This window comes from Peribacillus sp. TH27 (assembly GCF_016650915.1).
GTDB lineage: Bacteria > Bacillota > Bacilli > Bacillales > DSM-1321 > Peribacillus > Peribacillus butanolivorans.
The window spans coordinates 1,612,047-1,626,135 of sequence record NZ_JAEKEV010000002.1; the positions used below are offsets into that span (position 1 = coordinate 1,612,047).

Consider the following 14,089-nt stretch of genomic DNA (forward strand, 5'->3'; position numbering starts at 1 on the left):
TTTCTCAAACGTGTAATCGTACAGCATCCCAAATGCTTTCTTCTACATCTGCTAAAAGTTTTGCTTCAGGTTCTAACTCCCCAATACGGACAAGTCGTTGAAGCTCAAGAAATGCTCCGTAAATAATGGCAATCAAAGCTGCAGAAGGAAGCTCCTTAATTTCTTTTTTTGCTTTTCCTGAATCAAAGAAACTTTTTAATATATTCAGTAGCCCTTGAAAGCTAGAATGACTTTCTTCATTTAAAAAATGGGCACTACTATGTGTTTTTATAAAATAAAGCGCTTGACTGTGCTCGGTTGTAAAGTGAATCATTGATATAAAAATATGGTGGAACTGATTTCGAATCGATTCATCATAAGGAAATCCATTCTCAAGTGTTTCAGTAAAAATATTCAGGTACTCTTGAAAAATCTTGTTCCCGAGCACTTCCTTATTCTCAAAGTAACGATAGATGGTACCAGCTCCAACTCCTGCCGATGTAGCAATCATTGGAATCGTCGTCGCATCATATCCCCGCTCAGCAAATAGTACCAAAGCGCTGGATACTATGCTGTCTCGTTTATTTACAGCAGTTTGCATAATAATTCAGCCTTTCATTAATTAAATGCGGAATGAATGTTCATTCCTGTTAATTATATACCCCATAAAATTCCATCTCAACCACTCATTGGACCTATAATTTGTGAAGGTTTTGTTAACGGATGGGGGACAAAAGGCTGAGTAGTCGTCATTTGAGAGAAGGAGTTAAATAGATAATATCGTTAAAGATGGCATTTTTCTTTGTCTGCAAGGGGTTAGAGTGGGTATTTTAATAATTTTGAGGTTTAAGATAGTGTAAATAAGTTTTTTAAGTATCGTTAGGAGACATGGAAAAGAGCGCTATCCTTTTTCAGTAATAGCGCCCGATTGCGGAATATTGAAAAATGCGAAAGATCTGTAAAAATGGCTTCTCAGTTATTTTTACTAAAGCCACTTGTTTAATAGTGTTCCATTCTAATTGTACTGATTTATTATGAAAACCTCACCATAATCATATTAACATTAGGGCGAAGTAATTTTCCGAACACCTTATTGCTCAATAAGTTTTATAACATCAGTCAAGCTCTTTTCTACCATAGATTGAAGACGTAAAGAATGATTTTCAAAAGCTAAAGCTTCTGTAACGGGATTTGGTACGATTACACACTTTAATCCAGCATTTAGAGCCGATTGAAGTCCATTTAACGAATCTTCAAATGCTACGGCTTCTGTGGAATGAATGTTCAAAACTTCGATTGCCTTTAAATACAAATCAGGCGCTGGTTTTACTTTTTCAACATCATCCCCTGTGATAATAACTTCAAAATAGTTTAGCAGTCCGAGTTCACCCAAATAATGAGTGACCCACTCTTTTGTTGAACTTGAAGCAAGGGCAATTTTATATCCAAATTTTTTTGCTTCTTCTAAATAATCCTTTACACCTTCACGTGCCTGGGATGTTTTCATCTTTACTTTATGTAAGCTTTTTGCTCTAGCTTCAATTTCTTCAATATTACAACTTTCCCCCAGTTTTTCTTGGAAAAACTTATAAAGTTCAGTATTATCTGTTCCGATACATTTAACAAAATGTTCGAGAGGCAAATCAGATTTATAAAAACCCATAGTTTCTTTATAAGCCTCATACCAAGCCGTCTCCGTGTCTAAAATTAAACCATCAAAGTCGAAAATAACAGCTTTAATCATAATAATTTCCTCCTTTTTACTTATTAGAAGGTAACACTTTTTCCTGAAATACACATTGATTGAAAAGCACAAGTTTCATAGTGATTACTATCCTTAAATAAACGTACATTAGTGAATACCCATGTTCAACTAAATTGTTCCATTTTTGAATAACTTAGAACTTCGATTCACCGTCTAATAATTTCTTCTCTTATTCAAGAATATGGCCCATTTGTTGAATAAAGATCAAACAGCACTCTCCAACAAATCTTGGTAAAACTCATGTTGGAATTCTAATGTCAGGTGGAACATCCAGGGTGTTATTTGATGATGTTAAAGTTATCGGTGCTAAAAAATAGATTATGAGGTTGATAATTTTAAACTTAACAGAACCTATATTGTAAAAAGTAATAAAAATAAAAGGTGGTACATATTATACATGACTAATATGTACCATTTCCTTATTTCATAATCTGGTCCAATTCATTAGGAAGGGCGCATTTCTTTATCCAGAAATGCGCCCGTTTGTTGAAGAACAATTAGACGATGTTGTTGTTCTTTTGTCTGAATAGTTCGGATGGTAAAGTAAGGGTTCAGCCGAGATACGTATAAAATGGGTCATAATTTAGAGAGTTTATTTCCAGTTATACTTCGTTTTTTTTGTAACAGAATCTTCTTTTCAATTCTCGATTCTCTAAAGATGAATAAAGATTTTTATGCAACTATTATTGTATAAACTCTTTTGGTTTAGTCCGACTGCTATAACGCCTACTTACTATAGTAATGAGTGGTGTTCCAATGATTGTAGGTATAAACCATAATAAGAGAGAAGGGATTTCATTCACTAATGGAATCTTTGAACCATTAACGACTAAAGTAGCCGTAATAATTCCAATATAAGACCCTAACATTCCTCCTATATGCATCTTCAACCAATTTCTCCAACGTAGTTTTCTTGCTAAGTATCCCAAAAGAACTAAGCTATAAGAAAAAATTGCAATATAGAAAAGATAAGCACTTTCTGACCAGTTCACGATTGCCATTACAAGAGAGGTTATGAAAATTACAAGATACCCACCATGATACACTTCTCCAATGGTAGTATGATTGCCTTTCTTTTTCTTTGCTATTGATGCTATCGCCCCTGTCAATAAACAAACACTGCCTGCAATAATGTGAATGACAAGCAGAACAGTAACAATGTCCATTCAGTTATCGCCCCTTGAGATAATTTGATTATTTCTATTACCATTTTTCTGCAAATAATTGGTTGAATATGTTAACATTCATTATTACTATTCTGCTATTTAGCGTAATATCCATTATTTCAAATTATTATAATTATTTATTTTTAAAGAATACCACGAAGAACAGAATTTAATCGTGGTTTTACTACATCAATTTTGAAATAAACATTGTTGCAATGCCAAAGTAGATAAGTAACGATAGTATATCATTTAGTGTTGTAATTAATGGACCAGAGGCCACTGCTGGATCGATGTTGAATTTATATAATATTAGAGGAATAATGGTCCCAGCTAAAGTCCCAATAATTAGGGTCATAACTAATGAACTTCCAACCACTAACCCTAGAACAGGATTTCCTTGCCAAACAAAAGCTATAATGGAAATTAATATTCCACAGGTAATGCCTATTATCAATCCAACTTTAAGTTCTCGGATAATAAGTCTAAAAACAACTCCTTTATCCGTATCAGTAGTAATTAGACCTCTTACAACAACAGCTAATGATTGAGTACCTGTATTTCCAGTCATCCCTGCTATCATCGGCATAAAGAAGGCAAGTGCAACAACTTTAGACAATGTTTCTTCAAAACCACTAATAATAGTTCCAGACACTAATCCGATAAATAAAAGTAAAATAAGCCAGGGAAGTCGGCGATACGCAGCCACATGTGCCTTTGTGTCAAAATCAATAGCTTTACCAGATGCCGAAAGTTTTTCAATATCTTCGTTTGCTTCCTTAATGACAACGTCAATAATATCATCAACGGTTACAATTCCTAATAACTCATTATTATTATCTACAACAGGAATTGATAAAAAATCATAACGCTCAATAACATGTGCTACCTCTTCTTGGTCTTCATAAGCGAATACGGAGATAACTCTACTGTACATAATATCTTGTATTTTTTCATTCTCATCATTTATTATTAAATCTCGATATGAGACTACACCTACTAATTTTTTATCGTTATCAATTACATACAGATAGTTAATCGTTCCCGAGAACTCCGCAAATATTTTAAGTTTTTCAACTGATTCACGAACCGTATAGTGTTGAGGGATCCACACAAAACGGTTTGTCATTATTCGTCCTGCCGTTTCAGGGGGATAATTCATGATATTTTGTACGATTTTAGATTCTTCTTGTTTCATACCTGAAAGAAGTTCTTCAATTTTATCCGGAGATAGGTTCTCTAACAATGAAGCTAAATCATCATTATCCATTAGATCCATTACTTGACCTGATTTTTCAATTCCTAATTTAGTAAGAATTTTTAATTGATGTACTTTTTCAAGTTCCTGTATTAGTTCCGCGATTTGTTCTGGAGTAAGAAACAATAAGAAACGTGTATGATGTTTTTCTGGAAGCCCCTCAAAAATTCGAGCAATATCATAAGGTTGGAGTTCTTCTAATATTGCTTGAAATTCTTTCTTTTTTCCTTCTTTTAATGCTTTTATGATTTGAAGAGTTATTTGGTCTTCAGTCATGTCTTTTATCATCTTCGCCACTCCTTTTTTGAGGAGCAAAAAATATTTCCCCTTAACGATATATTAAAAGTAAGAAAAATATTTTATAATTCCCCTTCCTTAATCTTTGTATTTATTTGATATTTATTATGCTTCGAGTATAAGGTCGTGAATAGTTATCCACTATCCTCACCTCCCAGAAAAATATAAAAACACCTCCATTACAAATGGAGGTGTTCACACGGTACATTTACGTACATTTCTGAATGACAAATACACATACGTACATTGTCTGAATGACAAATACATAGCAGAAATCCTGTTCCTCCATTCGTAGAGCTTTAGCACTGTGTGGCATAGGACAACGCCAGCTACATTAAAAACCACCTTATGTCGATGGTTTCTGTTGACCCATTGGCGTCTTTCGACATTTTTGGGCAGTAGCATATCTCCTACACAGGAGCCTCACCTAACGAGGATATTTAGTTTACCAATCCACTCTAAAAGAGTTTCTTTTAGAAGTCAATGTTTTTTTATTAATAAAATTAGATATTGACGCTAGTTAATGATAATAAAAAAACCGCTAATTAGCGGTTTTTTGGTTAACTTATCGACTTCCTGTTAGATTCCAGCCATATAGTCAACAAAGACCTTCAATTCTTTGGGCCGGACAAACACTATTTCTCCTTTTTTTAATTCAAGATTATTATATTGTTCTTTAGTAAGTTCGATTTCAAGCGGTTCATTTATATCCTGACGAATCACTTCAATACGGACAATAGGTCCAATTGTATGAATATGGTCAATAACAGATGCAATCGAATCCGTTTCTAATGATTCTCTTTCTATGATAAAGTTATGAGCTCTTACATAACCAGTACTCTCTCCATCCTCACTGTCTGGAACATGTATTTCCACATTTCCTGTTGCCAATTTCCCTTGATGAACCTTGCCCTTGAAAAGATTGACACTACCGAGAAAATCGTAAACAAATGGATTCTTGGGTTGATCATATACTTCTTCCGGAGTTCCAATCTGTTCAATTTTCCCTTCATTCATGATTACAACTCGATCAGCAACATCCATCGCTTCTTCCTGATCATGTGTTACAAAGACACTCGTAACATTGAATTCATCATGAAGTCTTCTTAGCCAACGCCTAAGTTCCTTACGCACTTTAGCATCCAGTGCCCCGAATGGTTCATCAAGCAAAAGAATATTCGGCTCTACAGCAAGAGCCCTTGCCAATGCCACACGCTGACGCTGGCCGCCTGATAATTGAGAAGGATAACGGTCCTTATATCCTTCCAACTTAACTAGCTGAAGCAATTCTGTAACCTTTTGTTCAATCGCTGTTTTACTAGGTCTTATTTTTCTTGGACGAACCTTTAAACCGTAGGCAACATTATCAAAAATGGTCATGTTGCGAAAAAGAGCATAATGCTGAAAAACAAAGCCCACATTCCGATCTTTCACATGCTTATTGGTGTAATTCTCTTCATTAAATAAGATATTTCCGTTCTCTGCCTGTTCAAGTCCAGCAATGATACGTAGCAATGATGTTTTTCCCGAACCAGAGGGGCCAAGTAGCGCTACAAGCTCCCCGCTTTTTATTTCCAGATTGATATTTTGGAGGGCTTGATAAGACCCATAATATTTTGTAACATTTTCGATGACGATACTCATTACTTTCCCTCCTAACTTACTTTTGATGATTTAAAGTCTGTTTTCCATTCTATGAAACTTTTAATAACCAACGTTATGATTGCAAAAATGGACATCAGTGATGCCACGGCAAAGGCCGCTGAAAATTGATATTCATTGTATAAGATTTCAATATGAAGTGGCATCGTGTTCGTCATCCCGCGTATATGGCCTGATACGACCGATACGGCCCCAAATTCTCCGATTGTCCTCGCATTACATAAAATGACTCCATATAAAAGGCCCCATTTAATATTAGGAAGCGTTACATACCAAAACGTCTTGAATCCTCCTGCTCCTAGTGTGAGCGATGCCTCTTCTTCAGACGTTCCCTGGCTTTGCATGAGCGGAATTAATTCACGTGCAATGAATGGGAAGGTAATGAAAATAGAGGCGATGACAATCCCTGGTATCGAAAAGATCACTTTAATATCATAGTTTTGCAACAATGGACCAAGGGCCCCATGTAAGCCAAATAAAAGTACAAAAATCAATCCAGCAATGACTGGTGAAACCGAAAAGGGTAGATCAATCAAAGTTATTAAAAAGTTTTTTCCTTTAAATTCATATTTTGTAATCGTCCATGCCGCCACTACCCCAAATATAGCATTAAGCGGTAACGTGATTAGGACAACGATTAATGTTAATTTAATGGCAGACATAGAATCAGGATGGGCTATGGCCGCAAAATAAGCATCAGCCCCCTTTTCAAAGGCTTTTACAAAGATTGCGATTAATGGAACAACTAAAAATAAAGTAAGAAATAGCAACACAATGGAAATAAGAATCCACTGTATAGATTTAGGCTCTTTCGTTGCGTTTCTCGTTAAAATGACTGGTTTGTTCGTCTCTGCAGCCACTGAATTGTGATTTGCCAACATGTCCCCTCCTATTTCCCGGTATATCTTTTGCTAGTCCACCATTGTAAGATATTGATGGTGAACAAAATTAGAAATGTAATAATAAGCATGACGGTGGCCACAGCAGTTGCACCCTGATAATCATACTGTTCGAGTTTTGTCATGATGATAAGCGGTGAAATCTCTGTTTTAAAAGGCATATTTCCTGCAATGAACACAACGGATCCATACTCTCCAAGCGCCCTTGCAAAAGAAAGTGCAAAACCCGTCAAAATCGCTGGTATCAATTCAGGAAAGATAATTTTAATAAACGTCTGCATTCGATTCGCCCCTAGCGAAGCAGATGCTTCTTCCATTCCTTTTTCTATATTTTCAAGCACCGGTTGGACCATGCGGACAACGAAAGGCAGACCGATAAATATCAGGGCAATGATAATCCCGATGGGAGTGAAGGCAATTTTAAAGCTGAAAAATTGGCCAATCCACCCATTCGGTGAGTACAAAGTGGTCAATGTAATCCCCGCTACAGCAGTCGGCAGGGCAAAAGGCAAATCAACTAGACCATCGATGATTCGTTTGCCAGGAAATTCATAACGAGTCAGCACCCAGGCAATTAAAACGCCAAAAACTGCGTTCACAAAGGCCGCAGTTAAAGCTGTCAGAAAGCTTAGTTTATAGGAAGCAACGACCCTCGGTTCGGTAATAGTCGCCCAAAAATCCTGAAACCCCATTGTAAATGTGTTTAAAAAAACCATGGATAATGGAATCAAAACGATGATGGATAGATACAGCAATGTAAACCCCATCGTTAGTCCAAAACCAGGTATGGTTCTTTTTTTCTTTTGTTTAACTTCCGCTATATTCATCGATTCGCCCCAGCTCTTTCTGATTGATTAGTGAAGGAGAAAATGTGAATTTACATCTTCTCCTCCAACGCTTATTGTGGTTGATAAATTTCGTCAAATGTACCACCATCATTGAAATGTGTTTCCTGGGCTTTTTTCCACCCGCCGAACTTTTCATCAACAGTCACCATATCAATATTTGCAAACTGATCCTTGTATTTAGCAAGAACCTTCTCATCCCTCGGACGATAGAAGTTCTTTGCTGCAATTTCTTGACCGGCATCTGTATAAAGGTATTCCAGATAGGCCTCAGCTACTTCCTTCGTTCCTTTTTTCTCAACCACTTTATCAACAATAGCTACTGGAGGTTCAGCTAGAATACTAATCGACGGATTCACAATTTCATATTTATCATCACCGAATTCTTCTAGTGTTAAATAAGCTTCATTCTCCCAAGCAATTAGTACGTCACCAATTTCCCTTTCCACAAATGTGGTCGTTGCACCTCGTGCTCCTGAATCCAAAACTTCAACATTTTGATAAAGCTTTTTCATAAAACCCTTCACTTTGGTTTCATCATTATTAAAACTCTTTTCTGCATAAGCCCATGCAGCCAGGTAATTCCACCTTGCTCCACCACTTGTCTTTGGATTTGGCGTAATTACGGAAACATCCTTTTTGATTAAATCATTCCAATCTTTTATACCTTTCGGATTATCTTTTTTTACTAAAAACACAATAGTTGATGTGTACGGTGTCGAGTTTTCAGGTAAACGTTTTTGCCAATCTTCCGCTAATAAGTTACTAGCTTCATAAATGGCATCAATATCATAAGCCAATGCCAGTGTCACGACATCCGCTTCCAACCCATCAATAACCGCTCTACCTTGTTTACCAGAACCGCCATGAGATTGCTGAATCGTTACATCCTGACCTGACTCTTCTTTCCAATGTTTCACAAACGCATCATTAAATTCTTGATACAGTTCACGCGTCGGATCATATGACACATTCAAAAGCTCCACAGACTTAGAGTTCCCTTCTCCTTCTGTTTTTTCTGAATTACATCCTGCTAGTACTCCAAAGGCTAAAATCAAACTTGAAAATACCATCAACTTTTTCATAAACTTCCCCCGTTTTTCACTTTTTCCAACAAAAAAGACATACTATTTCCTTCAATTAATATATAAGGAGATAGTATGCCTTCAGTTTTCTGATCAGCAAATATTCTGTTTTTATGTATCACTACCATAAAACAAAGTATACCAAGTTGTCAACTATGTTTTTTCTTTTTATCTTTTCCGCGACGCTTATTTAGATTAAAATAATATAGTCTGTATTAATGGAATTATATAACCAATGCAAAAGAGCTCAATCTCATTAGATTGAGCTCTTTTGCATTCTTTGTTCTCGCTTATACTAAAAACTCAAGATTTTGATTCTTTCTGATACAACTTATTGTCCACAATATACTGATAACATTGACCAGGCAGTAAATATCTCGGTTCTCCACCCATCGCGAACTCATCTCTTATATATGTCGAACTGATTTCCATGGAGAGACCTTTATCAATAAGGTGAAATGTATTGCCATCATCATAATTTCTCAGCAACGGACTTTTGGAAATGATTTTCAGCATATCTATTCCATCCCGGGCCATGACGATAAATTTATGATTGGCAATCAACTTTTCCCTGAATTTCCAGCGTAAGTGTACCGGTAATTCCTGATTATCAATATCTTCAAGAAGATCGGCACCCATAATGAAATAAACATCATCCTTCGGGTACTGTTGTTTAAAGTATTCCATCGTATACCAAGTATACTGTTTACTCGTCCCAGCCCGTTCATTAATTTCATAATCACTAACTTCGAACAGCGGGTTGTCCTCGATAGCTAGCCCAAGCATATCCCAGCGATGTTCATTACTCGTTTTCATCTGTTTATCAATCCGATTATCGGCGCAAGGTAAAAAAATAACTTTGTCCAACTTAGCACGATGTGCAATGGTAGATGCTGTCCATAAATGGACATTCGTAACTGGATCGAAGGAAGATCCGTAAACTCCAATTTTGCCCATCTCTTATTCCCCCTCGTTTAACCCTTCCTTTTCAGCACAGCCCTGACCGGACTGCCGTCTCCCTCTTCTAACGCAAGCGGCAGTGCTGCCAAATCATACAGTCCCGGCTCCACGCTTTCTAGGACTAGACCTTCCAAGATATGAATACCACAACCTGACAGAGCATGGTGGGCAGGCAATTCTTTGCTGTCGAGATAGTCAACGGAAGGCAAATCAAGTCCAAGCAACTTCACTCCTTTATCAGCAAGATAAGGTGCTAATTCAGGATCAATTGTAGGAATCCATTCAGGAAAACGGCTGAGATCCTTCCACTGTCCTGTTGCCAGTAATAACCGTTCGATGCCTGTAAAGTCGATACCTGTAAAAGCCTCAACTCCAATACTTTTAGTAGCATCTATCTTTACTAAAAGTGCTGGGCCAATATATAAATCCAAATCGAGCTCAATGATTTTTTTTCCGTTTTCATCAAAATGGAAAGGAGCATCAATATGTGTTCCTAAATGTGTACTCATCCTAATTTCCCCAACATTGACTGATGATCCCTTTGCTATTGAAGAATTCAGATGATATGAATACGGTGTATCTCCTGGCCAATATGGCGTATTTTCGTTCAGTCGCTGAGAAATATCTCTCCATAGTTTCATCTATTTTCCCCTCCAGTCTTGCTTACAGCTTTGTTCGCAGTGTCCAGAGTTCAGGGAAAAATGGCTGGTCGACCACTTTCTTTAGGTAGCTCACTCCCGACGAACCACCTGTGCCCATTCTTTGGCCGATGATTCTTTCTACCGTACTCATATGATGGAATCTCCAAAATTGTTGCTGACTACCAATATCAACAAGCTTTTCGGCCAGCTCATATAAGTCCCAATATTTATGAACATCACGGTAGACCGTCAGCCAGGCACTCTCCACACTGGCATTTATTCGATATGTTTCAGACCAATCCCTTTTCAAAACGGATGCATCAACCGGAAGACCTCTTGCAGCCAAGGCCCCAATCGCAGCATCATAAATACTAGGTTTATTTAAATTAACCATCATCGTTTCATAAAGTTCAGGCTGATGTCGAAAAACGGTCAATATTTGCGTATTCTTTTGGCCCATTGCAAATTCAATCAACCGGTTTTGAAATGATTGAAAGCCAGAAGAGTTTCCGAGTTTCTCACGGAATTCCATATAATCCGATGGCGTCAAGGTCGAGAGAACATTCCACGATTGAACAAGTTGTTGTTGAATCCTTGATACCCTAGATAGCATCTTAAAGGAAGGCTCCAAACGTCCTGCCTTGATATTGTCTGTTGCTGCTGTTAATTCATGAAGAATCAGTTTCATCCATAATTCACTTGTTTGATGAATGATAATAAACAACATCTCATCATGATGACCGGAAAGCAGGTGCTGACTCGATAGAATTTGATTTAAATGTAGATAGTCCCCATAGGACATATCCTTTTCAAAATCAGTAACCATTCCTTCTTCTAAACGATTCTTATCAGTCGGTCCCTTATCCATACTCTCTCCCCTTTTTACGTTCTTTTTATTTTCATCATTAACAAATAAGCGATGCAAAGAAAGATCAGCCAAGGAACACCGAACTGGAGAACGATTTTAAATGGACCAGTGAACCAAGTCGATACCGTCAAAGCAAACAGCAGAAATGCACCTAGTATCGTTAAATATGGAAAGCCATACATTTTCACCGGCAACTTCCGCCCTCCAGTTTTTTCCCAATTCCTTCTAAAATACAAATGTGAGATAAACACCATAAACCAGGTGAAAATAGCTCCGAACATCGAAATCCCCATCATGAACGCATATGAAGTATCCGGAAGCAGAACTTTTACACCAGCAGCTAGAAAAATGCCCAGTGTAGAGATGAGTAGGGCACGTAATGGAACACCTTTTCGGCTCACCTTTTGAAATAATGCAGGAGCCTGCTTTTGCTCGGATAATGAAAATATCATTCTTGTAGAAGCATATAACTGGCTATTCATCGCAGATAGAGCGGCTGTTAGCACAATAAAATTCATTATTCCTGATGCTCCTGGAATATTCAAAATTTCCATTACCTTTACAAATGGGCTTTTATCGATTCCAGCAGATTGCCATGGTACAATCATCAACATAAGACCGATTGTCAGTACATAAAAAGTAGCAAGTCTGAAAACAGTTGCCTTTAAAGCTTTGGGCACGGCAATATCGGGGTCTTTTGCTTCTCCCGCTGTCACTGCAATTAATTCCGTCCCTAAAAAGCTGAAGAGAGAAATAAATATTGCAACCCAAAGCCCCCAAAACCCGAATGGCATAAACCCTCCGTCATTGACATAATTCTCTACCCCAATACCACTTGAGGGTTCGGCGCCAATCACCACGTATGCTCCAAGTAAAATAAAAATAACAATAGCGCTAATTTTAATCATTGAAAATACATATTCAAAATTTCCGAATGTATTGACACTCGTTGCATTTACATAGATAAGCAGTGCAGCAAAAAGAAAAATCCACACACTTCCAGCTACATCAGGGAACCAATATTTCATGTACACGGCGATTGCACTCACTTCGACTCCAATAGCAAGGACATTCGCTATCCAATATGAATATCGCACAACAAAGCCTGCAAATGGACTGATATATTTTTCAGCAATCGTTCCAAATGACCCTGATGTTGGATAGGCTACAGTCATTTCTGCCAAACAGCCCATCAATAGGAGGACAATGAATGCACCTGCTGCATAGCTGATTAATACACTTGGGCCTGCGGTCGAAATCGCAAGGCCGCTGCCCAAAAATAAACCGGTACCAATTGCACAACCCATGGCAATCATTGTGATTTGATTTGACGATAACTTACGATGCAACTTATTTTTCTCCATACGGTTCTCCCATCCTAGGCAATGATTCCCCGTTTATTTTCATAGTTTTCATATAACCTTCCGTCCATGATTTTTTTAAGGACCTGTACCGTTTCAAAGACTTCCTGAAAAGAGGTATAAAGAGCAACAGGTGCTAGTCGGATCATATTAGGTTCACGGTAATCGGGTATGATAGCCTCTTTTTTCAATGCTTTACATATTCTTGCCGCTTCCTTATGTTCAAGGATGATATGACCGCCCCTTTTTGATTCATCCCTTGGGCTACCAATTTTAAATCCGTAATCAGTAAGTTCCGAGTCGATTAAATCCATTAGATATTTCGTCAGCCTCAAAGATTTTGACCGAACCTGCTCTATTCCCACTTCTGCAAACATTTCAAGTGAACCTAAAAGAGGGGCCATGCTTAATATATGGGGAGTTCCAATTTGAAAAGCACCTGCAGAATTTGCCTGGGTAAAGGAATGTTCCATATCGAACTGCTTATCCTTCCTCGATCCAAACCAGCCTGCCAATCCCGGCTTCCTGTCAAAATGCTTACGGTTCACATACAACCCAGCTACACAACCTGGCCCACCATTCAAATGCTTATAATTACACCAAAATGCAAAATCCACTTCCCACTTGTCAAACCAATGCGGAACAGCACCTATAGAATGACAGCCATCGAACCCAATAATGATCCCACGTGCATGGGCTTCCTTGGTTAACCTTTCAATATCAAGGATCTGACCGCTCCGATACAAGACCGTCGGCAGTACAATCAAGGCTATTTCCTCGTTCATCGCTGCAATGATGTCATCTTCCTTAAGGAATTTCCCATCTCGGCTTTTCACCTGAACTAAATGTGTCGCAGGATTAAGTCCATGTAATAGCAGCTGGCTTTGGAGCGCATAAATATCACTGGGAAACGTTAGCTCATCCGCCATGATTTTGTTCCTACCAGCTTTCGGTTCAAAAAAAGTTGCCGCAAGCTGATGTAAATTAGCTGTCGTTGACCCGCTCATTATCACTTCATCCCCTGCAGCCCCTACCAATTGGGCACTCAATTCTCCCAATCTCTCAGAAAAGTAAAACCAAGGCTCAGCGCCCTCCGTCCACCCATTTATCCCAAACCTTTTCCAGTCTTCCAATGACCTCATTAAGCTTTTTTCCGCCCGCTTCGATAAAAGTCCCAATGAGTTCCCATCCAAATAAATCATTCCGGGATTCAAATAGAATTCCTCTCTGTATGAAACTAAGGCATCTTGCTGATCCAAAGTTCTCGCATACTCTTTCGTAGACATAAAATTTTTTATATCCATGT

General features: G+C 37.9%; 13 protein-coding genes and 1 riboswitch. All 13 genes read right to left on the bottom strand.

All coding sequences use genetic code 11. The features are described from left to right. Positions 1 to 4: 4 nt before the first annotated feature. The 13 genes from JFU24_RS09160 to kynU all read right to left on the bottom strand — a co-directional run bounded on the left by JFU24_RS09160 (position 5) and on the right by kynU (position 14,087). Complete coding sequence (locus JFU24_RS09160; protein ID WP_057216637.1) at positions 5 to 580, bottom strand: TetR/AcrR family transcriptional regulator; 576 nt, start codon at positions 578 to 580, stop codon at positions 5 to 7. Between the two features lie 489 nt (positions 581 to 1,069). Beyond that, positions 1,070 to 1,723, bottom strand: a complete 654-nt coding sequence (locus JFU24_RS09165; protein ID WP_201249870.1) for an HAD family hydrolase — start codon at positions 1,721 to 1,723, stop codon at positions 1,070 to 1,072. 704 nt (positions 1,724 to 2,427) lie between these two features. Further along, complete coding sequence (locus tag JFU24_RS09170) at positions 2,428 to 2,910, bottom strand: DUF2306 domain-containing protein (protein ID WP_201181747.1); 483 nt, start codon at positions 2,908 to 2,910, stop codon at positions 2,428 to 2,430. Between the two features lie 184 nt (positions 2,911 to 3,094). Further along, complete coding sequence (mgtE, locus tag JFU24_RS09175; RefSeq protein WP_056530868.1) at positions 3,095 to 4,453, bottom strand: magnesium transporter; 1,359 nt, start codon at positions 4,451 to 4,453, stop codon at positions 3,095 to 3,097. Positions 4,454 to 4,738: 285 nt separating this feature from the next. After that, positions 4,739 to 4,904: riboswitch (M-box (ykoK) riboswitch) on the bottom strand. A 137-nt stretch (positions 4,905 to 5,041) separates the two neighbouring features. Continuing rightward, positions 5,042 to 6,106: a sulfate/molybdate ABC transporter ATP-binding protein gene (locus tag JFU24_RS09180; protein WP_057216649.1), complete on the bottom strand. Its 1,065-nt coding sequence runs from the start codon at positions 6,104 to 6,106 to the stop codon at positions 5,042 to 5,044. A gap of 11 nt (positions 6,107 to 6,117) precedes the next feature. Next, positions 6,118 to 6,984, bottom strand: coding sequence for a sulfate ABC transporter permease subunit CysW (gene cysW / locus JFU24_RS09185; protein ID WP_377372447.1), 867 nt, complete (start codon positions 6,982 to 6,984; stop codon positions 6,118 to 6,120). A gap of 29 nt (positions 6,985 to 7,013) precedes the next feature. Further along, positions 7,014 to 7,850 carry a sulfate ABC transporter permease subunit CysT gene (gene cysT, locus JFU24_RS09190; RefSeq protein WP_053345054.1) on the bottom strand — a complete coding sequence of 279 codons (837 nt, stop codon included), beginning with the start codon at positions 7,848 to 7,850 and terminating at the stop codon, positions 7,014 to 7,016. Positions 7,851 to 7,921: 71 nt separating this feature from the next. Then, positions 7,922 to 8,953, bottom strand: a complete 1,032-nt coding sequence (locus tag JFU24_RS09195) for a sulfate ABC transporter substrate-binding protein (RefSeq protein WP_201249871.1) — start codon at positions 8,951 to 8,953, stop codon at positions 7,922 to 7,924. Positions 8,954 to 9,256: 303 nt separating this feature from the next. Further along, on the bottom strand, positions 9,257 to 9,910 hold the full coding sequence (gene nadD / locus JFU24_RS09200) for a nicotinate (nicotinamide) nucleotide adenylyltransferase (RefSeq protein WP_201221620.1): 654 nt from the start codon (positions 9,908 to 9,910) through the stop codon (positions 9,257 to 9,259). A 17-nt stretch (positions 9,911 to 9,927) separates the two neighbouring features. Further along, a complete protein-coding gene (gene kynB / locus JFU24_RS09205) occupies positions 9,928 to 10,554 on the bottom strand; it encodes an arylformamidase (protein ID WP_201249872.1) in 627 nt (208 codons plus the stop codon). A 22-nt stretch (positions 10,555 to 10,576) separates the two neighbouring features. Beyond that, positions 10,577 to 11,422, bottom strand: a complete 846-nt coding sequence (gene kynA / locus JFU24_RS09210) for a tryptophan 2,3-dioxygenase (RefSeq protein ID WP_201181753.1) — start codon at positions 11,420 to 11,422, stop codon at positions 10,577 to 10,579. 14 nt (positions 11,423 to 11,436) lie between these two features. Next, entirely contained in the window at positions 11,437 to 12,786 is a 1,350-nt protein-coding gene (locus JFU24_RS09215; protein WP_201249873.1) for an amino acid permease, read from the bottom strand. Between the two features lie 14 nt (positions 12,787 to 12,800). Next, complete coding sequence (gene kynU, locus JFU24_RS09220) at positions 12,801 to 14,087, bottom strand: kynureninase (RefSeq protein ID WP_242485312.1); 1,287 nt, start codon at positions 14,085 to 14,087, stop codon at positions 12,801 to 12,803. Between the last annotated feature and the right edge of the window lie 2 nt (positions 14,088 to 14,089).